This window comes from Streptomyces sp. NBC_00236 (genome assembly GCF_036195045.1).
Taxonomy (GTDB): Bacteria; Actinomycetota; Actinomycetes; order Streptomycetales; family Streptomycetaceae; genus Streptomyces.
Window position 1 is genome coordinate 3,272,504 of the sequence record NZ_CP108100.1, and the last position, 26,936, is coordinate 3,299,439.

24 protein-coding genes are annotated in these 26,936 nt (G+C 70.9%); 10 read left to right on the plus strand and 14 right to left on the minus strand.

The annotated features are described in order from the left end of the window. Genes galK through galT form a run of 3 tightly spaced genes read right to left on the minus strand, consistent with a single transcriptional unit; the run spans position 1 to position 3,205 of the window. Positions 1 to 1,188, minus strand: coding sequence for a galactokinase (gene galK, locus OG446_RS14595; RefSeq protein WP_328894441.1), 1,188 nt, complete (start codon positions 1,186 to 1,188; stop codon positions 1 to 3). After that, a complete protein-coding gene (galE, locus tag OG446_RS14600) occupies positions 1,185 to 2,165 on the minus strand; it encodes a UDP-glucose 4-epimerase GalE (RefSeq protein WP_328894442.1) in 981 nt (326 codons plus the stop codon). The genes galK and galE overlap by 4 nt, the downstream gene beginning before the upstream one ends. Then, on the minus strand, positions 2,162 to 3,205 hold the full coding sequence (gene galT, locus OG446_RS14605; protein ID WP_328894443.1) for a galactose-1-phosphate uridylyltransferase: 1,044 nt from the start codon (positions 3,203 to 3,205) through the stop codon (positions 2,162 to 2,164). Before galT ends, galE begins: the two co-directional genes overlap by 4 nt. A 233-nt stretch (positions 3,206 to 3,438) precedes the next feature. Here galT and OG446_RS14610 point away from each other — a divergent pair, with 233 nt between their 5' ends. Together OG446_RS14610 and OG446_RS14615 are read left to right on the plus strand one after the other, a co-directional pair. Further along, positions 3,439 to 5,109: a sodium:solute symporter family protein gene (locus OG446_RS14610; protein WP_328894444.1), complete on the plus strand. Its 1,671-nt coding sequence runs from the start codon at positions 3,439 to 3,441 to the stop codon at positions 5,107 to 5,109. 15 nt (positions 5,110 to 5,124) lie between these two features. Beyond that, on the plus strand, positions 5,125 to 5,421 hold the full coding sequence (locus OG446_RS14615; RefSeq protein WP_328894445.1) for a hypothetical protein: 297 nt from the start codon (positions 5,125 to 5,127) through the stop codon (positions 5,419 to 5,421). Positions 5,422 to 5,456: 35 nt separating this feature from the next. Here OG446_RS14615 and OG446_RS14620 read toward each other — a convergent pair whose 3' ends face one another. Continuing rightward, complete coding sequence (locus tag OG446_RS14620; protein WP_328894446.1) at positions 5,457 to 6,152, minus strand: helix-turn-helix transcriptional regulator; 696 nt, start codon at positions 6,150 to 6,152, stop codon at positions 5,457 to 5,459. Between the two features lie 212 nt (positions 6,153 to 6,364). Here OG446_RS14620 and OG446_RS14625 point away from each other — a divergent pair, with 212 nt between their 5' ends. Then, positions 6,365 to 6,811 (plus strand): hypothetical protein, encoded by a 447-nt coding sequence (locus tag OG446_RS14625; RefSeq protein ID WP_328894447.1) that lies wholly within the window; start codon positions 6,365 to 6,367, stop codon positions 6,809 to 6,811. 75 nt (positions 6,812 to 6,886) lie between these two features. Here the strand turns inward: OG446_RS14625 and OG446_RS14630 are convergent, their stop codons facing one another. The 4 genes from OG446_RS14630 to OG446_RS14645 form a co-directional block, all read right to left on the minus strand. Next, the gene (locus OG446_RS14630) at positions 6,887 to 8,797 is read right to left on the minus strand and encodes an outer membrane protein assembly factor BamB family protein (protein ID WP_328894448.1); all 1,911 of its coding nucleotides are present in this window, start codon (positions 8,795 to 8,797) and stop codon (positions 6,887 to 6,889) included. A 112-nt stretch (positions 8,798 to 8,909) separates the two neighbouring features. Beyond that, a complete protein-coding gene (locus tag OG446_RS14635; protein WP_328894449.1) occupies positions 8,910 to 10,739 on the minus strand; it encodes an outer membrane protein assembly factor BamB family protein in 1,830 nt (609 codons plus the stop codon). Positions 10,740 to 10,989: 250 nt separating this feature from the next. After that, positions 10,990 to 12,714, minus strand: coding sequence for an outer membrane protein assembly factor BamB family protein (locus OG446_RS14640; protein WP_328894450.1), 1,725 nt, complete (start codon positions 12,712 to 12,714; stop codon positions 10,990 to 10,992). A 172-nt stretch (positions 12,715 to 12,886) separates the two neighbouring features. Further along, positions 12,887 to 14,707, minus strand: coding sequence for an ABC-F family ATP-binding cassette domain-containing protein (locus tag OG446_RS14645; protein ID WP_328894451.1), 1,821 nt, complete (start codon positions 14,705 to 14,707; stop codon positions 12,887 to 12,889). A 195-nt stretch (positions 14,708 to 14,902) separates the two neighbouring features. On the opposite strand from OG446_RS14645, the gene OG446_RS14650 reads away from it, so the two are divergent. From OG446_RS14650 to OG446_RS14660, 3 genes are all read left to right on the plus strand, one after another. Beyond that, complete coding sequence (locus OG446_RS14650; protein ID WP_328894452.1) at positions 14,903 to 15,559, plus strand: lipoprotein; 657 nt, start codon at positions 14,903 to 14,905, stop codon at positions 15,557 to 15,559. 101 nt (positions 15,560 to 15,660) lie between these two features. Next, on the plus strand, positions 15,661 to 15,912 hold the full coding sequence (locus OG446_RS14655) for a type II toxin-antitoxin system Phd/YefM family antitoxin (RefSeq protein ID WP_328894453.1): 252 nt from the start codon (positions 15,661 to 15,663) through the stop codon (positions 15,910 to 15,912). Then, entirely contained in the window at positions 15,909 to 16,169 is a 261-nt protein-coding gene (locus tag OG446_RS14660) for a Txe/YoeB family addiction module toxin (RefSeq protein ID WP_328894454.1), read from the plus strand. Before OG446_RS14655 ends, OG446_RS14660 begins: the two co-directional genes overlap by 4 nt. Here the strand turns inward: OG446_RS14660 and OG446_RS14665 are convergent. The 6 genes from OG446_RS14665 to rsmI all read right to left on the minus strand — a co-directional run bounded on the left by OG446_RS14665 (position 16,157) and on the right by rsmI (position 21,620). Next, positions 16,157 to 17,062 carry a 4-(cytidine 5'-diphospho)-2-C-methyl-D-erythritol kinase gene (locus tag OG446_RS14665; RefSeq protein ID WP_328894455.1) on the minus strand — a complete coding sequence of 302 codons (906 nt, stop codon included), beginning with the start codon at positions 17,060 to 17,062 and terminating at the stop codon, positions 16,157 to 16,159. The two genes, OG446_RS14660 and OG446_RS14665, sit on opposite strands and share 13 nt — an antisense overlap. Further along, positions 17,059 to 17,931, minus strand: a complete 873-nt coding sequence (gene rsmA, locus OG446_RS14670) for a 16S rRNA (adenine(1518)-N(6)/adenine(1519)-N(6))-dimethyltransferase RsmA (RefSeq protein ID WP_328894456.1) — start codon at positions 17,929 to 17,931, stop codon at positions 17,059 to 17,061. Before rsmA ends, OG446_RS14665 begins: the two co-directional genes overlap by 4 nt. Beyond that, a complete protein-coding gene (locus OG446_RS14675) occupies positions 17,928 to 18,992 on the minus strand; it encodes a ubiquitin-like domain-containing protein (protein ID WP_328898301.1) in 1,065 nt (354 codons plus the stop codon). The genes rsmA and OG446_RS14675 overlap by 4 nt, the downstream gene beginning before the upstream one ends. 282 nt (positions 18,993 to 19,274) lie before the next feature. Continuing rightward, the gene (locus OG446_RS14680; protein WP_328894457.1) at positions 19,275 to 20,141 is read right to left on the minus strand and encodes a TatD family hydrolase; all 867 of its coding nucleotides are present in this window, start codon (positions 20,139 to 20,141) and stop codon (positions 19,275 to 19,277) included. A 48-nt stretch (positions 20,142 to 20,189) separates the two neighbouring features. After that, entirely contained in the window at positions 20,190 to 20,564 is a 375-nt protein-coding gene (locus OG446_RS14685; protein WP_328894458.1) for a hypothetical protein, read from the minus strand. 159 nt (positions 20,565 to 20,723) lie between these two features. Beyond that, positions 20,724 to 21,620 carry a 16S rRNA (cytidine(1402)-2'-O)-methyltransferase gene (rsmI, locus tag OG446_RS14690; protein WP_328894459.1) on the minus strand — a complete coding sequence of 299 codons (897 nt, stop codon included), beginning with the start codon at positions 21,618 to 21,620 and terminating at the stop codon, positions 20,724 to 20,726. Between the two features lie 53 nt (positions 21,621 to 21,673). Here rsmI and OG446_RS14695 point away from each other — a divergent pair, with 53 nt between their 5' ends. From OG446_RS14695 to OG446_RS14710, 4 genes are all read left to right on the plus strand, one after another. Then, positions 21,674 to 23,452 carry a dolichyl-phosphate-mannose--protein mannosyltransferase gene (locus tag OG446_RS14695; RefSeq protein WP_328894460.1) on the plus strand — a complete coding sequence of 593 codons (1,779 nt, stop codon included), beginning with the start codon at positions 21,674 to 21,676 and terminating at the stop codon, positions 23,450 to 23,452. A 133-nt stretch (positions 23,453 to 23,585) separates the two neighbouring features. Further along, positions 23,586 to 25,241, plus strand: coding sequence for a penicillin-binding transpeptidase domain-containing protein (locus tag OG446_RS14700; RefSeq protein WP_328894461.1), 1,656 nt, complete (start codon positions 23,586 to 23,588; stop codon positions 25,239 to 25,241). 34 nt (positions 25,242 to 25,275) lie between these two features. Continuing rightward, entirely contained in the window at positions 25,276 to 26,043 is a 768-nt protein-coding gene (locus tag OG446_RS14705; RefSeq protein ID WP_328894462.1) for a hypothetical protein, read from the plus strand. 19 nt (positions 26,044 to 26,062) lie between these two features. Further along, a complete protein-coding gene (locus OG446_RS14710; RefSeq protein WP_328894463.1) occupies positions 26,063 to 26,914 on the plus strand; it encodes an EamA family transporter in 852 nt (283 codons plus the stop codon). Positions 26,915 to 26,936: the final 22 nt, after the last annotated feature.

The following is a 26,936-nucleotide window of genomic DNA, read 5'->3' on the forward strand; positions in this document are numbered from 1 at the left end:
TCAGACGAGCCGACGGGCTCCCGCGGACGGCACCGCGGGGAACACGCCCGGGGCCGCGTACCCGGCCGCGGCGAACGCCTCCTGCACGGACTTGGTGACGGTGTCCTCCTGCGCCTCCTCGACGAGCACGATCGCCGAGCCGCCGAAGCCGCCGCCGGTCATCCGCGCACCGAGCGCGCCCGCCGCGTTCGCCGTCTCGACGACCAGGTCCAACTCCACGCAGGAGACCCGCAGATCGTCACGGAGCGAGACATGCCCGGCGGTGAGGACCGGCCCCGCCGCGCGCACCTCGCCGGAGTCGAGCAGCGCGATGACCTGCTCGACGCGCTGGTTGTCGCCGACCACGTGGCGTACGTAGCGCACGACGGACTCGTCCGCGCCGGACGCGGCCAGCGTGTCAAGTGCGGTGCCCAGCTCCGCGTACGGGAGTTCGCGCAGCGTACGGATGCCGAGCAGCCGGGCGCCCTCCTCGCAGCCCGCCCGCCGCTCCGCGTAGGCGCCGTCGCCCAGCGCGTGCTTGACGCGGGTGTCGACGACCAGGAGCCGCAGGCCCTGGGCGGCCAGGTCGAAGGGGACCTGGCGCTGGGTGAGGTCGCGGGTGTCCAGGTGCAGGGCGTGGCCCTCGGTGCAGCAGGCCGACGCCATCTGGTCCATGACGCCGCAGGGGACGCCGACGAACGCGTTCTCGGCGCGCTGGGCGAGGACCGCGAGTTCGGGGGCGGTGAGGCCGAGCCCGAAGAGGTCGCTCAGAGCCAGTCCGGTCACCACTTCGAGTGCGGCGGACGAGGAGAGGCCGGCGCCGGTGGGGACGGTGGACGACAGCTGGATGTCGGCGCCGGTGATCACGTGACCGGCCTCGCGCAGCGCCCAGACGACACCGGCCGGGTACGCGGCCCAGCCGTGGCCGGAATGCGGGGCCAGCTCGTCGACGCGGAGCTGGACGACGCCGCCCGGCACATCGGTGGAGTGCAGCCGCAGCTCGCCGTCGGTGCGGCGGGCGACGGCGGCCCGTGCGGTGTGCGGCAGGGCGAGCGGCATCACGAAGCCGTCGTTGAAGTCGGTGTACTCGCCGATCAGGTTGACCCGGCCGGGGGCGGCCCAGATTCCCTCGGGGGCGGTCCCGTAGAGCTCGGTGAAGGAGGCGGTGAGCTCGGTCTGGGAGGCGGTCTGCTCAGCGTGGTCGGTCATGGTGCGGTGGGCTCCTCTCGGCGGGCGAACGTCCAGGCGTCGGTGACGATTCCGGCCAGGTCGGCGCGGGACGGCTGCCAGCCGAGGCGCTCCCTGGCGGTGGCGGCGGAGGCGACGAGCACGGCCGGGTCGCCGCCGCGGCGCGGGGCCGCGGTCTCGGGGACCGGGTGGCCGGTGACCCGGCGGACCGTCTCGATGACCTCGCGGACCGAGAAGCCGTTGCCGTTGCCGAGGTTGCAGATCAGGTGCTCGCCCGCGGTGGCGGCGTCGAGGGCCAGCAGGTGGGCCTCGGCGAGGTCGGCGACGTGGATGTAGTCGCGGACGCAGGTGCCGTCGGGGGTGGGGTAGTCGTCGCCGTAGACGGAGATCGACGCGCGCTGCCCGAGGGCGACCTGGAGGACCAGCGGGATGAGGTGGGACTCGGGGCTGTGCCGCTCACCGCAGCTGCCGTACGCCCCCGCCACGTTGAAGTACCGCAGCGAGACCGCCGCCAGACCGTGGGCGGCCGCCTCACCGGTGATCATGTGGTCGACGGCGAGCTTGGTGGCGCCGTACGGGCTGGTCGGGGCGGTGGGGTCGGCCTCGGTGATGGGGCTGGAGACCGGTTCGCCGTAGGTGGCCGCGGTGGAGGAGAAGACCAGGGTGCGCACCCCGGCGTCGCGCATCGCGGCGAGCAGGGCGGTGGAGCCGCCGACGTTGTTGACCCAGTACTTCTCCGGGTCGGTGACGGACTCGCCGACCTGGGAGTACGCGGCGAAGTGCAGCACCCCGTCGTAGGAGGGGTCCAGCCACTTGGCCGCGTCCTGGATGCGGCCCTCGATGAACTCGGCGCCGGCCGGGACACCCTCGCGGAAACCGGTGGAGAGGTCGTCGAGGACGGTGACGGTGTGCCCCGCCTCCAGCAGGTGCTGGGCGACCACACTGCCCACGTATCCCGCGCCGCCGGTCACCAGGTACTTCTTCGGGGACTTGCTCACTCGCTCGCTACCTCTCGCAGTCGCTGGGCCGCGGTCTCCGGCGGCACGTCGTTGATGAACACGCTCATGCCGGATTCGGAACCCGCGAGGAACTTCAGCTTGCCGGAGGTACGTCGGATGGTGAAAAGCTCCAGATGGAGCGCGAAGTCCTCCCGCCCCTCGACTCCGAACGGCGCCTGGTGCCAGGCGGAGATGTACGGGGTCGGCGGCTCGCCGGGGCCGAAGATCCGGTCGAATCGCCTCAAGAGTTCCAGATAGACCTGTGGGAATTCCGTGCGGGCCGCCTCGTCGAGCTGCCGCAGGTCGGCGACGCGGTGGCGCGGGTACAGATGGACCTCGTACGGCCAGTGCGCGGCGTACGGCACGAAGGCCACCCAGTGCTCGGCTGCGAGCACGATCCGCGAACCGTCGGCCTCCTCGCGGGCGACAACGTCGTCGAAGAGGTTGCCGCCGGTCTCCGCACGGTGGGCCGCCGCGGAGCGGAGCATCAGCTCGGTGCGCGGGGTGACGAAGGGGTAGCCGTAGATCTGACCGTGCGGGTGGCCGAGCGTGACGCCGATCTCGGCGCCCCGGTTCTCGAAGCAGAACACCTGCGTGACCTGGGGGAGCTCGGCGAGCTCGGCGGTGCGGTCGGTCCACGCCTCCAGGACGAGTCCGGCCTGCTCCTCGGTGAGGTCGGCGAAGGAGGCGTCGTGGTCGGAGGTGAAGCAGACGACCTCGCAGCGGCCGGAGTCACCGGCGAGCGAGGGGAAGCGGTTCTCGAAGACGGCGACGTCGTAGTCCGGCTCCGGGATTTCGCTCTGCCGGCCCTCCTGCGAGGGGCAGAGCGGGCACTCGTCGGCCGGGGGGTGGTAGATGCGGCCCTGGCGGTGCGAGGCGATGGCGACGCTGTCGCCGAGGAGCGGGTCGCGGCGGACCTCGGAGGAGGTCGAGACGGGATCCAGCGGGCGCCGGTCGACCGCGTCGCGCACGACGTCGTCACGGCTGTCGTAGTAGATCAGCTCCCGGCCGTCGGCGAGCGTCGTAACCGTCTTCTTCACCAGACTCCTCCCAAACAGAACCGAACACAATGAACCACAAATCAACAGGCTCGTCAATGATTCGGCATCCGCGACGTGACGGGCATCGCGGGGGCCGCGAGAGGGTTGGGGCCGCCTTTTTCGGCAATACGATCACAATCCAACAAAGAACCTCATCGGAACTGTTCAGTTTCTGAACACAAGAGCGTAGTTTCCTTCGGGTTCAGTTCGCGCAACGAAGCGAGTACCCCCACATGCAATATCTGGCTGCAGGGCTCCGGCTCCCCACGAACGGGCTCGACTACACGATCCTGGCGATCTACTTCGTCGTCGTTCTCGGCATCGGCTTCGCCGCTCGGTCGAGCGTGAGGACGAGCCTCGACTTCTTCCTGTCCGGACGGTCACTGCCCGCATGGGTGACCGGTCTGGCCTTCGTCGCGGCGAATCTCGGCGCCACGGAGATCCTCGGCATGGCGGCGACCGGCGCGCAGTACGGCGTCGCGGTCGTCCACTGGTACTGGATCGGCGCCATCCCGGCCATGGTCTTCCTGGGCCTCGTGATGATGCCCTTCTACTACCGGTCGAAGGTGCGCTCCGTACCGGAGTTCCTCCTCCAGCGCTTCGACAAGTCGGCTCACCTGCTGAGCTCCGTACTCTTCGCCTTCTCCGCGGTCCTGATCGCGGGCGTGAACCTGTACGCCCTGTCGATCGTCGTGGAGGCGCTCCTCGGCTGGCCGCAGTGGGTGGCGATCGTGGTCGCGGGCCTCTTCGTCCTGATCTACATCACCATCGGCGGGCTCTCCTCCGCGATCTACAACGAGGTGCTGCAGTTCTTCGTCATCCTCGCCGCGCTGATCCCGCTCACCGTGCTGGGCCTCAAGCGCGTCGGCGGCTGGGACGGGCTGAGCGACTCGCTGGAATCGAGTCACGGCGCGAACTTCATGACCGCCTGGGGCGGCACCGGCATCGGTGACGCCAACCCCCTCGGCGCCAACTGGCTGACGATCATCCTCGGCCTGGGCTTCGTGCTCTCGTTCGGCTACTGGACGACCAACTTCGCCGAGGTGCAGCGCGCCCTGTCCGCGAAGAACCTCTCGGCCGCCCAGCGCACCCCGCTGATCGCCGCGTTCCCGAAGATGTTCATCGTCTTCCTCGTGATGATCCCCGGCCTGGTCGCCGCCGTGGTCGTGCCCAACATCGGCGCCGCCGGCTCGGACACGACCTACAACGACGCCATCCCGCTGCTGATGCGGGAGCTGCTGCCCAACGGTGTGCTCGGCATCGCGGTGACCGGTCTGCTGGCCGCGTTCATGGCCGGCATGGCCGCCAACGTCTCCTCGTTCAACACCGTGTTCACCACGGACATCTGGGCGCGGTACGTGAAGAAGGACCAGCCGGACGCGTACTACCTGGGCTTCGGCCGCAAGATCACGGTGCTCGGGGTGCTGGCCTCCATCGGCACGGCGTTCATCGCCTCCAGCTTCTCCAACATCATGAGCTACCTCCAGACGCTGTTCTCCTTCTTCAACGTCCCGCTCTTCGTCGTCTTCATCATCGGCATGTTCTGGAAGCGCGCCTCGATGAAGTCGGGCGTCTGGGGCCTGCTGGCGGGCACCACGGCCGCGATGGTCAACTACTTCGTGATCTACAAGCAGGGTGTCATCGACATCCCGAGCGACCAGGGCGCCAACTTCGTCTCCGCGATCGTCGGTTTCGTCGCCGGTGCGGTCGTCATGGTCGTCGTCACGCTGTTCACGGCTCCCAAGCCCGAGGCCGAACTGGCGGGTCTCGTCTACGGAACCGAGTCCCCGGACGCCGACGAGGTGCCCGCGGAGGGCGACGACGCCTGGTACCGCAGGCCCGCGCTGCTGGGCTGGAGCGCGATAGTGCTCGCCGCCCTGTGCTACGTCCCCTACTCGTTCTGATCGGAGTCACCCACCATGTCCGACCTGCACAAGGAAGTCTCCGATCTGGAGAAGAAGTCCGCCACGGCGGCCCGGCTGTTCGACATCCGGACGATCATCGGCGGTCTCTTCGTGGTCTACGGAGTCATCGTCACCATCGCCGGGATCAGCCCGTCCGAAGCGGACCTGAAGAAGGCCGAGGGCGTCCACATCAACCTGTGGACCGGTCTCGCCATGCTGGCCCTGGGGCTGTTCTTCCTGGGCTGGATGAAGCTGCGCCCGGTCCAGCCGCCGGCCGCCGCGCCGGACACCACGGACACGCCCGGCAACTGACGCCAGGTCAGTGACGCCGCAGGGGCCGGGCACCGTCAGCCGACGCTGCCCGGCCCCTGCGGCGTCCCCAGCACCGCCCGGTCCAGCAGTCCGGTACGGGCGGCGAGCGCCGCCGCCTCCAGCCGGGAGCCCACGCCCAGCTTCATCAGCACGCGCTGCACATGGGTACGGGCCGTGCTGGGCGCGATCCGCATTCCGGCCGCGATCAGCCGGGTGTCCTCGCCCTCGGCGACCCGGACCAGCACCTCGACCTCGCGCGGGGTGAGCATCCGCAGCAGCCTCCGGCCCTCGTCGTCCGGCTGCGCCGCCGGGTTGAGCAGCTCGGCGAAGGCGCCCTGGAGCAGTTGCGGCGCGATCGCCGCCTCGCCGGCGCGCACCTTGGCCATCGCCCGCTCGACGCCTTCGATGCGTTCGTCGTGCCGGACGTACCCCGCAGCGCCGGCCGCGAAGGCCGCCGCGATGCCCCGGGGGCTGGGCACCGGGCCGAGGACCACCACGGCGGTCTGCGGGCGCTCGCGCCTGATCCTGACGACCGGGTCGAAGGTGCCCGGTTCGGCGGGCGCCGCCGTGCCGAACAGACAGATCTCCGGAGCCCTGCTGACGACCAGTTCCGCCGCCCCGGAGGTGGGTGCGGCGGCGGCGAGCACGCGGTGCCCGCGCAGTTTCAGTGCCGAGGCGAGTGCCTCGGCGAGCAGTCGGTGGTCGTCGATCACCATGAGCCGCACAGCCATCGGGCACTCCCCCCTCGTACCGGCAGGCCCCCCGGCCCCCTACAGACCCGGCAAGTTACACGCTTGTTCGAGGCAGCGGGCCCATTGGCGGACAGAAGGTTCGAGTTAGCCGACTTCGGTTGCTTTAAAAGCGAGTTGATGGCCCATCATGGCCGAATACTGCCTGTTGTAATCTGCATGCTGACCTGTCCGGATCACCTTCTGGGGGAATCTTGCGTCTCAAGAAGACTCTGCTCGTCTCGGCGGCCACGTGTGCCGTGCTGGCGGGGCCCGCGTTCACCGGGACGGCCGCCGCCGCCTCCAACGTCACCGCCGAGGACGTCTCCACGACGTGGGGATACGCCGAGGTGAAGGCGGCCTGGCGGCTGAACCCGTACAAGCTCGACCCGCTCTACCTGTACGTGAAGGACAAGGCCCCGGACGGTCATTCGGTGGGCGTGCGTCTGATCACCACCGGCGACGCCGGCACCCACTACTTCCCGATCCACCGGGTCTCCACCGGTGCCGGCACCGCGTGGGGCGCGACCAGCTACGCCAACCCCGGTGGCTGGATCAGCACCGCACGGATCGAGCTGTGCCAGATGGAGGGCAGCACGATCCTGAAGTGCGTGTCGTCCGGCATCATGTACCCGGCGTTCGACGACAGCACCAACTCCTGACCCGTTACGGGCGGGACGAGACATGCGTGAGGGGGCGGAGCCGGCCGGCTCCGCCCCCTCACGCGTGTCCTGGGGTCAGTTCGTACTGAACGAGACGACCAGGTACTCCTTGTCGCCCAGCGAGCTCGCCCGCGGCTTGCTGACCATCGTCTCCGAGATGAACAGCTTGCCGCCGCCGTAGACGTACTCGGCGTAGTCCGAGGAGAAGCTGGTCTCCGCGTCCCGGACGGCCTCGTCACCCGGGTTGTCCATCAGCACGGTCGGCTTGAAGGTCGCGCCGTCGATGGAGACGATCTGGCCGCCCTTGTCGTAGGGGGGCTCCTTGTACGCGATGAGGTTGCCGCCGTCCATGCGGACCGGGAACATCGAGTACCGGTCGCCCGCGTCGGCCCGGTCACCGGTCTGCTTGCCGGTGGTCAGGTCGAACGACACGATCTCGTTGGTGTTGCCGTACTCCCCGGTGCCCTCGTGCTCCTCGGTGGGCACGTAGACGCGGTTGTTGCCGACGGCGACGTGCTGGCAGCTCTCGACCTTCGTGGCGCGGCAGCTCGCCGCGTACTTCTCGCCGTCCGCCGCGATCCGGGTGAGCAGCTTGCCGCTGGCCGCGTCGATCGAGAAGAAGTCCGAGATGCCACTGCCGTCACCCGCGGTGTCGCCGACGTCGGCGGCGACGACCAGGGGCTTGGTGGAGACGATGCTCGCGTATTCGACGCCGGCCGGCATCTTGTACGAGGAGAGCGGGGCGCCCGTCGTCGGGTTCAGGGCCTGGATGATGAGCTGCGGGTCGTCGTACGTCCCGCACTTGCGGACCACGGCGAGTGCCTCGCCGCCGCCGTACCCCTTGTCGTAGCAGCCGTCCGTGCTGACCTTCGGCTTCCAGCGCTCGGCGCCGGTGTTCAGGTCGAAGGCCGCGCCGCCCTCGGTGCCGCCGGCGGCGATCGTGCTGCCGCTGAGCGTGACCTCGTCGAAGCGGACCGGGCGGTCACCGCCGGTGGAGGCGGTGACCGACTTGTTCCACATGAGCTTGCCGGTGTTCAGGTCGAGCGCGCCCACCTGGTTGCAGCTGGGGTACTTGTTGGCCGCGGTCCGCTTGCCCTCCTCGAAGGCGACGGCCGTCTTGAAGTCCTTGCTCATGTGCCGGGAGGCGGCGCACACCTGGCCGGCCAGCGGGATCGACCAGAGCTTGGTGCCCTTGGCCGGGTCGTAGCCGACGATCTCGTTGACGCCCGTCTTCACGTACGCCTTGTCCGTCAGCCAGGAGCCGGTGACCGTGGTGACGTCGGTGACCTTGGGCTGCGGGAGCTGGAAGCCGACGTGCGCCTTGATGTCCGCCGGGGCCTTCTCCTTGCCGCCACCGCCGAGGCTGCCGCCCGAACCGCCCTTGTTCTCACCGGTGGTTCCGGCGGAGCTGACCGCCTCGTCCTTCTTCTCGTCGTCGCCGCCACTGGACGCGAACCACACACCGCCGCCGATGATCAGCGCCACGGCGACCGCCGCGGCGACGATGATCTGGGCCTGCGTGGAGAACTTCTTCGGCCCGTTGCCGCCGGGCTGCTGCGGCTGGTACGGCTGCTGCATCGGGGCGGTCGGATAGCCGTAGCCCTGCTGCGGCGCCTGGCCGGGCGGGAATCCGTACCCCTGCTGCGGCTGGCCCTGCGGGGGCGTCTGCGGGAATCCGTATCCGGGCTGCGGCGGCTGGGCCTGCGGGTAGCCGTAACCGGGCTGCTGCTGCGGCGGACCCGCGGGCGGCGGGGTTCCGTATCCGCCGGGGGCCGGGGGCGGCGGGGTGCCGTAGCCGCCCGGGGCCGGGGGCGGCGGGGTCGCCGGCTGCTTGCCGAACGGGTCGGCGGGCGGCGGCGTCGGGGCGCCGAAACCACCGGGGGGCGGGTCCTGCGGAGCGCCGAAACCACCGGGCGGCGGGTCCTGGGGGGCGCCGAACCCGCCCTGGGGCGGGTCGTTGGGCGGCGGCTGGGGCGGCTGCGTCATGGCGTTGCGTACCTCTGGAGAAGGGGAGTCGGTCGGTGGGCCGGAACCGGTCGCGGACGGGTCTGCCGCCGCCCGCGACCGGTGGTGTTCCTGCGGGTGCCGTGGGGAGCTGTTACTTGCCGAAGGCCATCATGGTCTTCGTCTCCAGTTCTTTTTCGTCATTGCCCGCGCTGATCCGCCCGCTCACGATGAACGAGCGGCCGGCCGCGTAGAGCACGTCCTCGTCCCAGAAGGAGCTCTCGATCTGTGCCGTCGACGCCGGGTGCTGGAGGATCATCCTCGGGCTGCCGCCGGAGGGGGACAGGGTGGCGATCCCGCCGCCCTTGTTGTATCCGGCGTCCACGTAGAGGATCACGTCGGCACCCTCCATCCGCAGCGGCTTCATGGTCTGCTCGGCCGGGGCCTTCGCCTTCCACTTCGTCCGGCCGGTGTTCAGGTTGAAGGCGACGACCTGGTTGGTGCGGCCGGCACCGCTGGTGTCGTCCTGCGTGCGCATGTAAAGGGTGTTGGCGTCGGCCGTCACGCCGTCGCAGCCGTCGACGGACTTGCCGAAGATGGCGAAGGCGCTGCCGCAGCCCATCGGGAACTTGTCACCCTTGTCGCTGATGACCTGGGAGCGGAGTGTGCCGTTCTCCCGGAGCGCGAGGATGCTCCACTTCTTGTCCTGGCTGCTGCTGCCCTTGGTCAGCGAGACGACGAGCGGGCTCACCGAGTAGACGTTGTCGACCTCCCAGCCGCGCGCGGGCTTGTAGGTCCACTTCGGCTTGCCGGTGTCCGGGTCGATCTCCTCGATCTGGTGCTGCGGGTTGTCGAGGTCGTCGGTACGGCAGCTGGTGGCGGCGATCAGCTTGGCGCCGCCGGCGAAGGCGAACGGCTGGCAGATGCCGTCGCGCTTGCCGAACAGCTCCTTGCCGTCGCTCACCCGGAACGCGTTGGAGGCGCCGGTGCGGCCGACCGTCACGGTGTTGCCGCTGATGGCGAGGGAGATGTCCGACATCAGGTCGAAGAGCCCGCTGCTCTTGACCGGCTTCTTCCAGCCCGTCTTGCCGGTGTTGAGGTCGATCAGCTGGAGGTCGGAGCAGTCGGCCTTGTCGGTCGTGCCGTTCTTGACCCCGATGACGATCCTGCCGTCCGCGGTGGTCTGCGCCGGTGCGGCGCAGATGTCGGCGGGCAGCTTCAGCGTCCACTTCTGCTTGCCGTCGGCCACCGAGTAACCGGAGACCGTGCGGTACATGCCCTTGATGATGGTGTCGCCGACGATCCACGGCCCGTACACGTCCGCGCCGTTGCGCGGCAGGTCGACGTCGTTCTTCTGGAGCCAGAGGACCTTCGCCTCGCCGGGCTTGCGCCCGCCGTTCAGGTCGTCGCTGCCCTCACGTCCGGTTCCGTCTCCGTCACCCTCGTCGACGGTGGGCGAGGCGGACGGCTTCTGGACCTCGCCGCTCTTCTTCGCCACGGGCTTCTTCTCGTCGTCGTCCCCGCCCGACAGCAGGAAGACGCCGCCGCCGATGACCAGGAGTGCGGCGACCGCGGCCCCGATGATCACGGCGGGCTTGCCCTTGAAGGGGTTGCCGCCGCCGGGTCCGGCCGGACCGGCGGGGCTCGGCGCGCCGGGGTACTGCTGCTGCGGATAGCCGTAACCGGGCTGCTGCGGCTGACCGTACGGGCCGGGCTGCTGGGCGTACGGGCCCGGCTGCTGCGGCTGACCGTAGGGGCCGGGCTGCTGCTGGGCGTACGGACCGGGCTGCGGGGGGTAGCCGTAACCGGGCTGGGTCGGCTGCTGCGGGTAGCCGTAACCCGGCTGGCCGGCCGGCGCCTGGGGCGGCTGGGCGGGCGGCGGGGTCTGCGGCGGGCCCTGGGGCGGCTGAGGGACTCCCTGCGGCGGGCCCTGCGGAGCGCCGAAGCCTCCCTGCGGCGGTTGCTGGCTGGGCGGCTGGGTCATCAGCGCGTCCCCCTTCATGCGGTCCGGTGCCCGGTCCGGACTCCCCCGCGATCGCACCGGCACTCCAAGGGTCGAACAAGACCCTTGCATTGCTGGCGAAATGGAGCGAATCGGGCATGGATCCCGCAGTGTTACGTCAGTCGAGCGGGGCTTCTTTGTACCACCCGGCCCGGCACCGGCTCCGGTTCGGTCCGCCCCTGTTCCCAAGGGAGAACCGCCCCGTGATGCCGCCGTTACGCCTAAAGAACCGTCAGTTGCCGAAGGCCGCGATCGAGCGTGTCTCGATCTCCTCGTCGTCCGTGCCGCTGATCCTCGAATGCGTGAGGAAGCTGCGCCCGTCCACGTACGAGATGTGCGGTTCGAAGAAGGCCCGTTCGACGACGTAGGCCGACGCCGGGTGCCGCAGCACCATCTGCCAGGCACCGCCGGTGGACGGGACGGAGGCGATGCCGCCCCCCTTGTTCTTGGCTGCCCCGAGGTACATCAGGAGCTTGCCGCCCTCCGCCCGCAGGGGAGCGAGGGGCTGGTCGGCCGGAGAGCTGACCGCCCACTTGAACTTGCCGCTGGACAGGTCGAAGGCGGCGACCTTGTTGCCGTCGCCGGCCTTGATGTCGACGGCCCCGGTCGCCATGTAGAACGTGTTCGCCCCGGCGGCCACCCCGACGCAGCTGTCGAGGTTGGAGCCCTGGACGTGCCGGTCCTTCTCGCACTTGCGCGCGAAGTTGCCCGGCCCGCCGGACAGCTGGGTGCGGTAGGTGCCGTCGGCGTTGAGCACGAGAACACCCCACTTGTCCTTCTGCTCCCCCTGCGTGAGCGAGACCACGATGGGGTTTGCGGAGTAGATCTGCTCGACCTGCCAGCCCTTCTTCACCTTGTACGTCCACCGCACCTTGCCGGTGGCGGGGTCGATCCGCTGCACCTGGTGTTCCTTGTGGTCGTCCGCTGCGGTCTGGCAGCTCGCGGCGGCGATCGCCACGGGGCCGCTGGCGAAGCCGAACGGCTGGCAGTTGCCGGGCAGTTTCCCGAACAGCACCTTGCCGTCGCTGACCCGGAAGGCGTCGGTCCTGCTGGTGCGCCCCACGGTCACGGTGTCGCCGTTGATCGCCATCGCGAGGTTGGAGAGCCCGTCCCAGGCACCGTCGCGCACGTACGCCTTGCGCCAGCCGAGCCTGCCCGTCGTGAGGTCGACCATCTGGAGGTTGTCGCAGGACGCGTCGCTCGCGGTGCTGTGCTCGATGCCCAGGACGATCTTGCCGTCGGCGGTGGGCTGTGTGGGCGCCGCGCAGGCGTTGGCGGGCAGCCGCAGGGTCCACTTCTGCTTGCCGTCGGCGATCGAATAGCCCGTGATGGTGTGGTACATCGCCGTGACGACGGTGTCGCCTGCGAACCAGGGGCCGTAGACGTCCTCGCCGCCCTCCGGGAGGTCGATGCCGCTCTTCTGGAGCCAGAGGACCTTCGCCTCGCCCGGCTTGCGCCGGGAGTTGATGTCGGCGGCCTCCTCGCGCGGGGTGAGCGTGCCGTCGTCGTCGCCGTCACCCGTGCCGTCGCCCTGGTCCAGGGTCGGCGAGGGCGAGGGGTTCGGCTGTCCCGAGTCGTGACCGCCGGCCGTGGGCTTCTTGTCCTCGCCGTCCCCGTCGGAGGCGAACCAGATGCCGCCGCCGGCCAGGAGCGCCACCCCGAGCACCGCGGCGACGATCGCTCCGGTCCTGCCGCGCAGACGCCCGCCGCCCCGGGGTCCGCCGGACTGCGGCGGCTGCGGTGCCGGCTGCGGCGGGTACCCGTATCCCTGCGTCGGCTGGTGGTACGGGCCGGGCTGGGTGCCGTACGGGCCCGGCTGGTGGTACGGACCGGGCTGAGTGCCGTACGGACCGGCCGGCTGGGGCGGAGCGGCCGGTGGCGGATACGCCCCGGGCGGCGGGTCGTAAGGAGCTCCGAACCCACCCTGCGGCGGCTGCTGTCCGGGCGGCTGGCTCATCGGCCCGTTCCCCTGTTCCGTTGTCGGTCCGTCGGTGCCTGTGGTGCGACGCGGTCCGGTTGTCACACCGGGCAAGGTTTCTTTCTACCACTCGTCCCACAGGCCTCATCGGCCACACCGGTCACAGCAGTTGTACCGGCCACGCGGCAAGGCGCCCCGAACCAGCAGCCGGTCAGGCGTCCTCGGCCAGTTCCAGCCAGCGCATCTCCAGCACATCGCGCTCCGCGACGAGTTCGCGCAGTTCGGCGTCGAGCTTCGCGACCTTCTCGAAGTCCGTGGCGTTGTCGGCGATCTGGGCGTGCAGCGTCGTCTCACGGGTCGACATCTTGTCGAGCTGCCGCTCGACCTTCTGGAGTTCCTTCTTCGCCGCGCGCGCCTCCTGCGGCGAGACGCCCGGCGCCGGGGCGGCGGCGGCCCGGGAGGGCGCGGCGGGTGCGGCGGCGGGCGTTGCGGCCCCGGCCATCTGCAGCCTGCGCTCCAGGTACTCGTCGATGCCGCGCGGCAGCATCCGCAGCGACTTGTCGCCGAGGAGCGCCAGCACCTTGTCCGTCGTCCGCTCGATGAAGAACCGGTCGTGCGAGATCACGATCATCGACCCGGGCCAGCCGTCGAGGAGGTCCTCCAGCTGGGTCAGGGTCTCGATGTCGAGGTCGTTGGTGGGCTCGTCGAGGAAGAGGACGTTCGGCTCGTCCATCAGCAGCCGCAGGATCTGCAGCCTGCGCCGCTCACCACCCGACAGGTCGCCGACCGGCGTCCACTGCTTCTCCTTCGAGAAGCCGAACTGCTCGCAGAGCTGGCCCGCGGTCATCTCCCGGCCCTTGCCGAGGTCGACCCGGTCGCGCACCTGCTGCACGGCCTCCAGCACCCGCAGGTTCGGGTTGAGCTCCGCGACCTCCTGGGAGAGGTAGGCCAGCTTCACGGTCTTGCCGACGACGATCTTCCCGTCCGCGGGCTGTGCCTCGCCCTGGGTGCGGGCGGCCTGTTCCAGCGCCCGCAGCAGCGAGGTCTTTCCGGCTCCGTTGACCCCGACCAGGCCGATCCGGTCGCCGGGGCCGAGCTGCCAGGTGAGGTGGGTCAGCAGCGTCTTGGGGCCGGCCTGGACGGTGACGTCCTCCAGCTCGAAGACGGTCTTGCCGAGCCGGGCGTTGGCGAACTTCATCAGCGCGCTGGTGTCGCGCGGCGGCGGCACATCGGCGATCAGTTCGTTGGCGGCCTCGATGCGGTAGCGCGGCTTGGACGTACGGGCGGGGGCGCCGCGCCGCAGCCAGGCCAGCTCCTTGCGCATCAGGTTCTGCCGCTTGCCCTCCTCGGTGGCGGCGATCCGCTCGCGTTCGGCCCGGGCGAAGACGTAGTCGCTGTAGCCGCCCTCGTACTCGTGGACCGTGCCGCGCTGGACGTCCCACATGCGGGTGCAGACCTGGTCGAGGAACCACCGGTCGTGGGTGACGCAGACCAGGGCGGATCGGCGGGCGCGCAGATGCCCGGCCAGCCAGGAGATGCCCTCGACGTCGAGGTGGTTGGTCGGCTCGTCGAGAACGATCAGGTCCTGCTCGGCGATGAGGAGCTTGGCCAGCGCGATGCGCCGGCGCTCACCGCCGGAGAGCGGGGCGATGACGGTGTCCAGGCCCTGCTCGAAGCCGGCCAGGTCGAGGCCGCCGAAGAGCCCGGTCAGGACGTCACGGATCTTGGCGCTGCCCGCCCACTCGTGGTCGGCGAGATCGCCGATGACCTCGTGGCGGATCGTGGCCTTCGGGTCGAGCGAATCGTGCTGGGTCAGGACGCCGAGGCGCAGTCCGCCGTTGTGGGTGACCCGGCCGGTGTCCGCCTCCTCCAGCTTGGCGAGCATCCGGATGAGGGTCGTCTTTCCGTCTCCGTTACGGCCGACGACACCGATCCGGTCCCCTTCGGACACGCCGAGGGACACACCGTCGAGCAGCGCACGGGTGCCGTACACCTTGCTGACCTGCTCGACATTGACGAGGTTGACGGCCACGAACGCTCCAGCTCGAAGGAGAAACACTGACCTTCAGCGTAGTCGCCATGGCGCCGGGCTCCTTACGAGCGCCCGCTCACCTGTGCGGGACGGTGCCGGGCACGGCGTTCTCGCGGACACCGCGGTGCGGTACCTTGCCCGAATTGATCAAGGCCCGGGGCCGGTTCCCGGGTGTCACCCGGGGTGGGGAACTTCATGACACGACGTACGGTTCGCGGGCTGGCGCCCGTCCTGCTGGCAGCCGTGGCGCTGACCGGCTGCTCGTCGGGGTCCGGCGACGGCGCGAAGGCGGACACGAAGCCGGGCGGCGCCCCGGCGAAGACGACGGCGAAGGCGAAGGCGGACACGTCAGCGGCCAAGGGCGGCACGGTCGGGGGCTCCGGTTCCGTGTGCAGGCTGCCCGTCGTCCTCGACACGGCGCAGCACTGGACGGCGGAGTCCGTGGCCGCCGGCGAGCCGGGCTCGGACTTCGCCGAGCTCGGCATCCAGGGCCCCGTCACCCTGGCCTGCGAGATCGACGCGAAGCCCGCCGGACACATCGGGTTCCTCCGGGTGTGGCAGGGCGACGACAAGGGGAGCACGGCGCGCCAGGCCCTGGAGGGCTTCGTGAAGGCCGACAGCAACCCCTCGAAGATCACGTACACGCAGACCACGGTCGGGAAGCTGTCCGTGACCGAGGCCCGCTACACCATCTACAGCGAACTCCTGGACGAGTCGCGCCCCAACCGGGCCTTCGCCGTCGCCACCCCGGACGGCCCGGTCGTGGTGCACCTGGGCGGGCTGGACGAGGCGGAGCACCAGGGGATGCTGCCGGCGTTCGAGCTGGCGAAGCGGAGCGTGCGGCTCGGCTGAGGCCGCGCGCGTATCGCCGTTGCCCTCGCCCTCGCGGGAGTGCTGTACGTACGCTTACCTGTACGTACAGCATCCTGTACAGCGCTACCTGGGAGGCAGTCGTGCGGACGATGACGTACACCGAATCGCGGGCCAAGTACGCCGAGACGCTCAGCGCGGTCGTCGACGACCGCGAGGAGGTCATCGTGACGCGTGCCGGGCACGAGCCCGTGGTGATCGTGGCGCTCGACGAGTACGAGGCCATGAAGGAAACGGCCTACCTCTACCGGAGCCCCGAGAACGCCCGTCGTGTCCTGGCCGCGATCGATGAACTCGAGAACGGTGGCGGCACGGTCAGGGACCTCGCCGAATGAAGCTCGTCTGGCATGAGACGGCATGGGCGGACTACGTGTGGTGGCAGGCCCAGGACCGGAAGATCCTCAAGCGGATCAACACCTTGCTCCATGACGTCGTCCGCAACGGGAACGAAGGCATCGGTAAGCCGGAACCCCTGCGGCACGGGTTCCACGGGTACTGGTCCCGGCGGATCAGCGACGGACACCGCCTCGTCTGCCGCGTGGCCGAGGACGAGGTACGCATCGCCTCCTGCCGCTACCACTACGGCCGCTGAATCGTCGCCCCCGGCGCCGGGGACGACGCGATCCGGGCGGTGCGGCAGGACCCCGACGCGATCAGCGCGTCCGCGATCGCGCGGGCCGACGCCTCGTCCTCGGTGAGGAACGCGGTGGTCGGCCCGGAACCCGAGACCAGCGCGGCCCGTGCGCCCGCGACGGTGCCCGCGGCCAGGGTGCGGGCCAGCGAAGGCCGCAGCGACAGTGCCGGGGCCTGGAGATCATTGCTGAGGACTCCGGCGAGGGCGGCGGTGTCGCCGGACCTCAGAGCGCCCAGGAGCGCGGGCGACACGACGGGCTCGGGCACCCGGGTGCCCGCCGTGAGGCGGTCGAACTCGCGGTAGACGGCCGGGGTGGAGAGGCCGCCGTCGGCGACCGCGAAGACCCAGTGGAAGGTGCCGCCGACCTCGACGGGCGTGAGCTGCTCGCCGCGGCCGACCCCGAGCGCCGCCCCGCCGACCAGGCTGAACGGCACGTCGCTGCCCAGCTCGGCGCAGATCTCCAGGAGCTCCTCGCGGGAGGCGCCGGTGGACCAGAGCGCGTCGCACGCCAGCAGCGCGCCGGCCGCGTCCGCGCTGCCGCCGGCCATGCCGCCCGCGACGGGGATGTCCTTGGCGATGTGGATGTGCACGTCGGGGGCGACGCCGTACCGCCCGGCCAGCGCGGTCGCGGCACGGGCGGCGAGGTTGGAGGCGTCCAGCGGCACCTGGGCGGCGTCCGGGCCCGAACACGTGACGCGCAGCCCGTCGGCCGGGGTGACGGTGACCTCGTCGTACAGGCCGACGGCGAGGAAGACGTTGGCGAGGTCGTGGAAGCCGTCGGGGCGCGCGGCGCCGACCGCGAGCTGGACGTTGACCTTGGCAGGCACCCGGACGGTGACGCTCGTGCTCATGCGGGCAGCTCCGGCTTGTTCTCGGCGATGGCGGCGAACTCCTCGACGGTGAGGGCCTCACCGCGGGCCTGCGGCGAGATGCCGGCCGCGACCAGGGCGGCTTCGGCGGCGGGGGCGGAGCCCGCCCAGCCGGCCAGGGCCGCGCGCAGCGTCTTGCGGCGCTGGGCGAAGGCGGCGTCGACGACCGCGAAGACCTCGGCCTTGCTCGCCGTGGTGGCGACGGGCTCGGTGCGGCGCACCAGCGAGACCAGCCCGGAGTCGACGTTGGGCGCGGGCCAGAACACCTTGCGGCCGATGGAGCCGGCGCGCTTGACGTCGGTGTACCAGTTGGCCTTCACCGACGGCACGCCGTAGACCTTGTTGCCGGGCCTGGCCGCCAGCCGGTCGGCGACCTCGGCCTGCACCATGACGAGGGTCCGCTCGATGCTGGGGAAACGGTCGAGCATGGTGAGCAGCACGGGCACGGCGACGTTGTACGGAAGGTTGGCGACCAGTGCGGTCGGCGGCGGGCCGGGCAGTTCCCGTACGAGCATCGCGTCCGAGTGGACGAGGGCGAAGCGGCCGGCGCGCTCCGGCATCCGGGCGGCGACCGTGGCCGGCAGGGCGGCCGCCAGCACGTCGTCGATCTCGACCGCGACGACCCGGTCGGCCGCCTCCAGCAGCGCCAGGGTCAGCGAGCCCAGGCCGGGTCCGACCTCCACCACCACGTCGTCCGGGCGGACCTCCGCGGTGCGCACGATCCGGCGGACCGTGTTGGCGTCGATGACGAAGTTCTGACCGCGCTGCTTGGTGGGGCGTACGCCCAGCGCTGCGGCCAGTTCGCGGATGTCTGCGGGGCCCAGGAGGGCGTCGGGCTCTGTGGTGCTCACCTGTTAAGCGTACGGGCTGTCGCCTTCCCGGCTCTCCCTGCCGTGCGGGGCCCTGTACCGGCCTTCACGACCTGGCTGACCGGCTCCCGTACGACTTCGGAGGCCAGCACCCTGGGTTTCTGCCGGACGCCGTTGACGGTCCGCAGGGCGTACATGACCCGGCGCGAACCGTCCCGGCCCTCCCGTTCGACCACTTCGGTGCCGGCGGCCAGGGTCCCGTCCCCGGACCGTTCCACGGCGTACGGCAGCAGCTCCTCGCGCACCACCCGGGTCGTCGCGATCCGGAGCACGGAGACGGTCTGGCCCTCGCGGGGGAAGCTCTCCGGGGCCACGGACGTGGTGTCCTCGCCGTGCAGGACGATGCCGGCCCGGGCGACGGCCTCGCGGACGGTGGCGGCGTTGGTGCGGACGGTGTGCTCGCGGCCGTCGGCCATCACGGTGACGGTGCGTTCGGTGCGCACGTCCAGCGTCAGACCGGTGCGCCCGATCGGTGCGGCCCGGGAGACGGAGAGGTAGGCCCCGTCGGCCCGCACGCCGAGGCGGCGCAGCGCGGCGCCGACGGTGGGCTCGGAGGTCCAGACGCGGCGCCGCACCCCGTCGAGCGTGAGCGTCACCGGGCGCGGGCCGCCGACGGTGATCACGTCTCCGTCGCCGAGGCGGGTACCGGGGGCCGGGGACACCGCCGTGCCGTCGTCGGCGTCGATGCCCTGTTCGGCGAGGAGTTCGCCGACGTCGTCCGCGAAGGTGTGCAGGGTGCGGGGCTGCCCGTCGACGTCCAGGGTCACCGCCTTGTCCTCGGCGACGAACGCGGTCGTCCCACCTGCCAGGAACGCGACCACGAGGGCCTGCGGCACCAGGCGGCGCAGCTGCTCGGGCCGGACAGCCGCCCGACGCCGCCGGGCGCCCCGCCGCGCCCCGGACCTGCCGCCGGGGGCCGGCACGGTGAGCGCGGTGACGGTGGGGGCCTGCGCGGTGTGGCCCGCAGCGTGCGGACCGCCACCGGCCTGCGCGGTGTGGCCCGGGCCGCCGCCGGTCGCGGCAGCGGTGCGCCCGCTCGGCATGTCCACGACGGTCGGGGCGTGCCGGGGCCAGGCGGCGAGCGTCAGCTCCTCGTGCTGCGGCACGGGGGACGGGCCCGGCACGACGACGGTGGCGGGCCCGCGCGTCCCCGCCGGCGACGTACGCCCTCTGCCGCGTGCTGCACGGTGGCTGCCCTGCGAATTGCTCACGACGCTCGCTCCAGAAGGTCCGTACCGCCCGGCTCACTCTTGGCGCCCGGGACGATAGCCGAGCGGGCGTGACTCTCCAAAGCGGCGCCGCTACGCAGCGTCGCGCAAGGCGGGTCAGTAGTCGAACGCACGCGCCGTGTTGTCGGCGATCGCCGACGCCAGGGTGTCCTCGTCGACTCCCTTGACCGCCGCCATGGCGCGCAGCGTGACCGGAATCAGATACGGCGCGTTAGGCCGTCCGCGGTACGGGGCGGGCGTCAGGAAGGGCGCGTCGGTCTCGACCAGGACCAGTTCGACCGGCGCCACGGTCAGCGCGTCGCGCAGCGGCTGGGCGTTCTTGAACGTCATGTTGCCCGCGAAGGACATGAAGTACCCGGCGTCCGCGCAGATCCGGGCCATGTCGGCGTCGCCGGAGTAGCAGTGGAAGACGGTCCGCTCGGGGGCGCCCGCGTCGGCCAGGATGCGCAGCACATCCGCGTGCGCCTCGCGATCGTGGATGACGAGCGCCTTGCCGTGCCGCTTGGCGATCTCGATGTGGGCGCGGAACGACTCCTCCTGGGCCGCCATGCCCTCGGGGCCGGTCCGGAAGTAGTCGAGTCCGGTCTCGCCGACGCCGCGCACGTGGTCCAGCGCGGCCAGCGCGTCGATCTCCGCGAGCGCCTCGTGCAGCGCGGCCGTCCCGCCGCCCTCGCGCGCCCCCTGCCGCGACCAGCCGTCCGGATCCCCGTGCACGATCCGCGGCGCCTCGTTGGGGTGCAGGGCCACGGCCGCGTGCACACTCGCGTGCGCCGCGGCGGTCTCGGCCGCCCAGCGGGAGCCCTTCACGTCGCAGCCCACCTGGATCACGGTCGTCACGTTCACCGCGGCGGCCCGGGCCAGGCCCTCCTCGACGGTGCCGTCCTGCATGTCCAGGTGGGTGTGCGAATCGGCGACCGGCACCCGGAGGGGCTCGGGCAACGGCGGGGCTTCGGTACGGCTCATGGCCACGATCGTACGAGGACCGTGGCCGCGGACCTCACCCCACGGGCGTCACCGGCGCTGGAAGGGGTGGAGCAGGTCCGAGAGGTGCCAGTGGTGGTCACCCGCGGGAGCGACCGTGGCCGCCACGGGCTCCCGCACCTCGGCGTCGGCCTCGGCGGCCGGCGGACGGTTCTGGAGCAGCTGCTGCACCGTGGAGACCCGGCCGGCCCGCATGATCCGTACGACGTGCCCGCCGCAGTTCGTGCAGGTCGGCGTGGAAAGCGGCGAGGGCACACGTTCGCCGTCCGCCTTGTAGACCACGAATGCATGGTTGGAGGCGTCGACGTGGTGCTCTATTTCGTAGGCCTGTTCCCAGCCGTATCCACACCTCATGCAGGCGAAGGCATACGCCTCGTGCACGGTGGTTGCTGCGATCTCGCTCATGCCTGCTCCTCTTGTCCGCCGGACAAGCACTCCGGAGAATGCGTCCTGGATCCAGTGGACGCCTTTACCGGCGGGAGCGCACCGGGCCCTGTCGAGTGTTGGAGCGGATTTGGCCTTCTCGTGGCAAAAAGGCCCGGAACGCGGCTCTCGCTTTGCTTTTCACGATAGTCCTTTACCGTCCGCAGGGCCGGTCCGAGCCGCATTCTTTGCTGCGACGACCGCGTCGAACACCTCGCGTTTGGGCAGCCCCGCCGCGGCGGCGACGGCGGCGATCGCCTCCTTGCGCCGCTCCCCCGCCTCCTCGCGCACCTGCACCCTGCGCACCAGCTCCTCGGCGTCCAGTTCCTCGGCCCCGGAGTCGGCCGCGCCCTCGACGACGACGGTGATCTCGCCGCGTACGCCTTCGGCCGCCCAGACGGCGAGCTCGCCCAGCGGGCCGCGCTTCACTTCCTCGTACGTCTTGGTCAGCTCGCGGCACACCGCGGCGCGCCGGTCGGCGCCGAAGACCTCGGCCATGGCCGCGAGGGTGTCGTCGAGCCGGTGCGGGGCCTCGAAGAACACCATGGTGCGGCGCTCGTCGGCGACCTCGCGGAGCTTGCCGAGGCGCTCACCGGCCTTGCGCGGCAGGAAGCCCTCGAAGCAGAACCGGTCCACCGGCAGCGCGGACAGCGCGAGCGCGGTGAGGACCGCCGACGGGCCCGGCACCGCGGTGACCTTGATGTCCTTCTCCACGGCCGCGGCGACCAGCCGGTAGCCGGGGTCGGAGACGGACGGCATCCCCGCGTCCGTGACCAGCAGCACCCGGGCGCCGCCCAGCAGCGCCTCGACGAGTTCGGGCGTACGGGCGGTCTCGTTGCCCTCGAAGTAGGAGACGACACGCCCCGTCGTGTGGATGCCCAGCGCCTGGGTCAGCCGGCGGAGCCGGCGGGTGTCCTCCGCGGCGACGACATCGGCCGTCTCCAGTTCTGCGGCGAGGCGTGGCGGGGCGTCCGCCACATCACCGATGGGGGTCCCTGCGAGTACCAGCGTTCCAGTCGTTCCAGTCACAACGTCCATCCTCCCAGCACGGGCGGCACCCCTCGCACAGATGCGTTCCCTACGATGGCGCGGTGACGAGTACTGCGCCCGAAGCCCGGCAGGGCCAAGACGCCGGGGAACAGCACGGCCCGGAGCCGACTTCCTGGCAGCAGCGGCTGCGCCGCTTCGGCCATTTCCCGCGCCCCGGTATCGGGTTGCGGGAGCGGCTGGTTCCGCCGTACACCCGCCCCGGGGGCCAGGTGTGGGCGGTGCTCGCGGTGCCCCCGCCGGTCGCGGAGCGGCTGGTGCGGTGGTCGGCCTGGGGCGGTCCGCTGCTGGTCGCGGCGGTCGCCGGGGTGCTGCGGTTCTGGAACCTGGGCAGCCCGCACGCGGTGATATTCGATGAGACGTACTACGCCAAGGACTCGTGGGCGCTCATCAAGCAGGGCTACGAGGGGTCGTGGCCCAAGGACGTCGACAAGCTGATCCTCAACGACCCGTCGCAGGTGCCGGTCCCGACCGATCCCGGATATGTGGTGCACCCGCCGGTCGGCAAGTGGATCATCGGGATCGGTGAGCAGCTGTTCGGGTTCACGCCGTTCGGCTGGCGGTTCATGGTCGCCGTGCTCGGCACGCTGTCCGTGCTGATGCTGTGCCGGATCGGCCGCAGGCTGTTCCGCTCGACGTTCCTGGGCTGTCTGGCGGGCGCGCTGCTCGCGGTGGACGGGCTGCACTTCGTGATGAGCCGTACCGCGCTGCTCGACCTGGTGCTGATGTTCTTCGTGCTGGCCTCGTTCGGCTGTCTGCTGATCGACCGGGACTGGGCCAGGCGCAAGCTCGCCGCCGCGCTGCCCGTCGACGAGGACGGCGTGCTGCGGCCGGACGCCGGGATCGCGGAGGGGCTGCGGCTGGGCTGGCGCCCGTGGCGGATCGCGGCCGGGATCTCCCTCGGCCTGGCCTTCGCCACCAAGTGGAACGGGCTGTACATCATGGTCGCGTTCGGCCTGATGACCGTGCTGTGGGACGTGGGCGCGCGGCGGACGGCGGGCGCGGTGCAGCCGTACAAGGCGGTACTGAAGCGGGACCTGGTACCGGCGTTCGTCTCCACGGTGCCGGTGGCGGTCCTCACGTACCTCGCTTCCTGGACCGGCTGGATCATCCACGACGACCCCGACCGGCACGGCTACTACCGGGACTGGGCGGCGACCGACGGCAAGGGCGGCAACTGGACCTGGCTGCCGGACTGGCTGCGCAGCCTGTGGCACTACGAGAACCAGGTCTACGACTTCCATGTGAACCTGACGTCCGGTCACACCTACCAGTCCAATCCGTGGAGCTGGATCGTGCTGGGCCGGCCCGTCTCGTACTTCTACGAGGAGCAGCACGGCTGCACCCGGTCGGCGACCGGCAAGTGCGCACGCGAGGTGCTGGCGCTCGGAACGCCCCTGCTGTGGTGGGCCGCCTGCTTCGCCCTGCTGTACGTGCTGTGGCGCTGGTTCTTCCGCCGCGACTGGCGTGCGGGCGCGATCGCCTGCGGCGTGGCCGCGGGATGGGTGCCGTGGTTCCTGTACCAGGAACGCACCATTTTCCTTTTCTACGCGGTCGTGTTCGTGCCGTTCCTCTGCCTGGCGGTCGCGATGATGATCGGCGCGATGCTGGGCCCGGCGGCGGGCACCGGCGAGAAGCACGAACTGGGCCTGGCCAAGGACGATCCGTCAGGTGAACGACGCCGGACGCTGGGGGCCGTCGCGGCCGGCGTACTGGTCCTCCTGATCATCTGGAATTTCATTTACTTCTGGCCGCTGTATACGGGGACCCCGATTCCGGAGGATTCCTGGCGGGACCGCATGTGGCTGGATACCTGGATTTGACCGGTCTGTGCATGCTGCACCGGATCGCATTCCGATAACAACCGGCCCCGCTGTCACGGCAGTCCCGTAAAGTGCCGGGAAAAGCCCCCTTGAACGTGTTCAAGGGGGCCTCCTGGGGAGGGGGACTGCAGGGATGCGCAGTGGAGTGAAGGTGGCCGTGGTCGGCGGGGTGTTCGCCGTCGTGGTCGGCGGCGTCGGGTACGGGGCGTACAACGTCCTGGACGGGCTCGGCAACAGCGGGGTCGGGGGCGGTTCGGACACCAAGGCCACGTCCACCGAGGTGAAGACGGGCCCGGTCACCGAGGAGGAGATCGCCGAGACGTCGAAGGCGTTCCTCGCCGCATGGGCGAAGGGCGACGCGGCCGTCGCGGCCGAACTCACCAACAACAAGGGCGATGCCGAGCCCGCACTGGCCGGCTACAGCGCGTCCGCCCATGTCACCCGGGCCCTGATCACGCCGGGCCCGGCGACCGGCTCGAAGGTGCCGTACACGGTCAAGGCGACGGTCTCCTACGAGGGCAGGACGAAGCCCTGGACGTACGCCTCCGAGCTCACCGTCGTACGCGGTCTGACCACGGGCCGCCCGCTCGTCGACTGGGTTCCCTCCGTGATCCATCCGGAGCTGGGCAAGGGCGAGTCGCTGGAGACCGGCGAGTCGAAGACCGCGTCGATCGAGGCCGTAGACCGCAACGGCAACGTGCTCACCAAGGAGAAGTACCCGTCGCTGGGCGGCATTCTGGACGAGCTGCGCAAGAAGTACGGCCAGAAGGCCGGCGGCACCACGGGCATCGAGACGTGGATCAACAGCGCGAACGCCGACGGCGTGGACAAGACGCTGCTGACCCTGGTCAAGGGGAAGCCGGGCCGGCTGAGGACGACGCTGGACGCGGGGATCCAGGCGGCGGCCGAGAGCGCCGTGAAGAAGTACGCCGAATCGTCCGTGGCGGCCGTCGAACCGTCGACCGGTGCAATACGTGCCATCGCCAACAACCGGGCGGACGGCTACGACGCGGCGCGGAAGGCCTCGGTGGCACCCGGCTCGACGATGAAGATCGTGACAGCCGCGATGATCATCCAGAACGGTCTCGGCAGCGCCGACTCTCCGGTCGAGTGTCCGTCCTCCCTGACGTGGATGGGCGTGCCCTTCCACAACCTGAACAACTTCGACATGTCGAACCCCACGTTGAAGACAGCTTTCGCCCGGTCCTGCAACACCGCGTTCATCAAGCCGATCAAGCCGCTGGACGACAAGGACAAGGCCGACACGGCGCTCGGCGACGAGGCCTCGCGGTACTTCGGGATCGGTCAGAACTGGCAGACGGGCATCGTCACGGTCGACGGCTCGGTGCCGCCCTCGCAGGGCGCGGAGACGGCTGCGTCGTTCATCGGCCAGGGCAAGGTCCAGATGAACCCGCTGAACATGGCGTCCATCACCGCCACCGCCGTCAACGGCCAGTTCCTCCAGCCCTACATCGTCCCGAGGGACCTGGACAACCGGAAGTTCGCCGTCGCGAGCCGGCTGCCGGGCGGGGTGTCGGCGCAGCTGAAGGAGATGCTGCACTACACGGCAACCTGGAACCAGGGCACGGCGACCGCCGCGATGGCGGGCGTGAGCGAAAACAAGGGCGGCAAGACGGGCTCGGCGGAGATCGACGGTCACGCCACGTCCGACAGCTGGTTCACCGGCTTCAGCAACGACCTGGCGGCGGCGGCCCTCGTCCAGTCCGGCGGCCACGGCGGGGACGCGGCCGGCCCGATCGTCGCCGCGGTCCTGCGCGCGGGGCAGTGAACGTACCGACCGACACACCGGGAGAAGACGCACCATGATCGCCGGACTGTCCCTGCTGCTCGTCGTGGCCGCCCTCGTCGCCGTAGGCGCGGTCGCCCGGCAGCTCCACCGCTACCCGGGAGGCCTGAAGTTCGCGTTCGGCGGCGCGTACGCCGCCGCGCGCCACGACCTCGACACGGCGCGGAACACACTGCGCACCCTGGAACACGCGGCCCGGTGGGAGCTGTCCGGCGCGCAGAACGCCGCCCGGAAGGCCGAGTCCGGCCTCCGGCGCGAGGTGCGCAGGGCCGAGGAGGAGCTCGCGTACCTGCGCGAGCCGGGCCGCGGGGGGTACCGGAGCGAGATCAGGGACCTCAGCCTCTACGAGCACGTCCTCGTGGCGAGCGGCACCGACGACTGGAGCGGAGACCTCCAGTTGCCGCTGCACGAGACGTCCATCCGCGCCGACCACTCCGCGTGGGAGTCCCACGTCTACCTGACCGGCCCGGACGGACGCCGGCACCTGCTGAGCTACCCGCACACGGAGCTCGGTGAGGAGTACGTCCGCAGGTTCGTCCTCGACGTCCAGAACGCCATCGCCGCGGACAGGACCTTCCAGCGGGACCGGCCGAGGCTCATCCGTGAGGCCGGGGCCGAGCTGCGGCGCCTGCGGGGCAGCGCCACCGGACCGAGCGAGGAGGCACGCAGGCTCGAAGAGGTCACGGCCCGTCAGAGCGGCGACCCCCGTATCCCCCGGGCCCGCCAGGAACTCGACGCGGCCCACGCACGCTGGCAGGCTCTCACCGGCCGCCGCCCCCGCTGAACGGAATACCGGGTACCACGTGACACCGCTCGTCGCCATGGCCGTCCTGACGGCCGCTTTCACCCACGCCGGCTGGAACGCCATCGCGCATGCGATCAAGGACCAGTTGCTCTCCTTCACCCTGATCTCCGGGGGCGGCGTGCTGATCGGCGCAGCCGCCGCCTGCTTCGTCCCGTTCCCGGCCGCGGAGGCCTGGCCGTACCTGATCGTGTCCGCCGCCCTGCACGTGGCGTACATGCTGCTGCTGATGCGGTCGTTCACGCTCGGCGACTTCGGCCAGATGTATCCGATCGCGCGCGGCACTGCGCCGCTCGTGGTCACCGTCCTGGCCGCCGTCTTCGTGGGCGAGCGCCCGGACGGCTGGGCCACGGCAGGGGTCGCGGTCGCCTCGGCGGGACTGGTCGGGCTGGCCCTCTGGGGCATCCGCGGCTCCGGCAAGCGCCCCCAGTGGCCCGCGATCCTGGCCGCGCTCGCCACGGGCCTGGCCATCGCCGGATACACCACGGTCGACGGCGTCGGCGTGCGCGCCTCGGGCAGTTCGCTCGGGTACGTCGCCTGGCTGATGATCCTCGAAGGCATCGCCATCCCCCTCTACGCCCTCTGCCGGCGCCGCTCCGCCCTCCCGGCCCAGCTCCGCCCGTACGCGGTACGGGGCCTGCTGGGCGCGGCCCTGTCGGTGACGGCGTACGGACTCGTCCTGTGGGCGCAGACCCGTGCGGCACTCGCCCCGGTGGCGGCGCTGCGTGAGTCGTCGATCATCGTCGGCGCGGCGATCGGCGCGGTGTTCTTCAAGGAACGCTTCGGCGCCCCGCGCATCGCGGCGGCCGGGCTGATGGTGGTGGGGATCGGGCTGATGCTGCACACGAGTTGAGCGCGTCCGGCCCCTCGCCGAC

Excerpts from the sequence above, each read along its gene's own strand:
- galK (WP_328894441.1), bottom strand. The coding sequence starts at position 1,188 with ATGACCGACCACGCTGAGCAGACCGCCTCCCAGACCGAGCTCACCGCC.
- OG446_RS14610 (WP_328894444.1), top strand. The coding sequence starts at position 3,439 with ATGCAATATCTGGCTGCAGGGCTCCGGCTCCCCACGAACGGGCTCGAC.
- OG446_RS14615 (WP_328894445.1), top strand. The coding sequence starts at position 5,125 with ATGTCCGACCTGCACAAGGAAGTCTCCGATCTGGAGAAGAAGTCCGCC.
- OG446_RS14620 (WP_328894446.1), bottom strand. The coding sequence starts at position 6,152 with ATGGCTGTGCGGCTCATGGTGATCGACGACCACCGACTGCTCGCCGAG.
- OG446_RS14630 (WP_328894448.1), bottom strand. The coding sequence starts at position 8,797 with ATGACGCAGCCGCCCCAGCCGCCGCCCAACGACCCGCCCCAGGGCGGG.
- OG446_RS14635 (WP_328894449.1), bottom strand. The coding sequence starts at position 10,739 with ATGACCCAGCCGCCCAGCCAGCAACCGCCGCAGGGAGGCTTCGGCGCT.
- OG446_RS14640 (WP_328894450.1), bottom strand. The coding sequence starts at position 12,714 with ATGAGCCAGCCGCCCGGACAGCAGCCGCCGCAGGGTGGGTTCGGAGCT.
- OG446_RS14650 (WP_328894452.1), top strand. The coding sequence starts at position 14,903 with ATGACACGACGTACGGTTCGCGGGCTGGCGCCCGTCCTGCTGGCAGCC.
- OG446_RS14660 (WP_328894454.1), top strand. The coding sequence starts at position 15,909 with ATGAAGCTCGTCTGGCATGAGACGGCATGGGCGGACTACGTGTGGTGG.
- OG446_RS14665 (WP_328894455.1), bottom strand. The coding sequence starts at position 17,062 with ATGAGCACGAGCGTCACCGTCCGGGTGCCTGCCAAGGTCAACGTCCAG.
- OG446_RS14675 (WP_328898301.1), bottom strand. The coding sequence starts at position 18,992 with ATGCCGAGCGGGCGCACCGCTGCCGCGACCGGCGGCGGCCCGGGCCAC.
- OG446_RS14680 (WP_328894457.1), bottom strand. The coding sequence starts at position 20,141 with ATGAGCCGTACCGAAGCCCCGCCGTTGCCCGAGCCCCTCCGGGTGCCG.
- OG446_RS14685 (WP_328894458.1), bottom strand. The coding sequence starts at position 20,564 with ATGAGCGAGATCGCAGCAACCACCGTGCACGAGGCGTATGCCTTCGCC.
- rsmI (WP_328894459.1), bottom strand. The coding sequence starts at position 21,620 with ATGGACGTTGTGACTGGAACGACTGGAACGCTGGTACTCGCAGGGACC.
- OG446_RS14700 (WP_328894461.1), top strand. The coding sequence starts at position 23,586 with ATGCGCAGTGGAGTGAAGGTGGCCGTGGTCGGCGGGGTGTTCGCCGTC.
- OG446_RS14705 (WP_328894462.1), top strand. The coding sequence starts at position 25,276 with ATGATCGCCGGACTGTCCCTGCTGCTCGTCGTGGCCGCCCTCGTCGCC.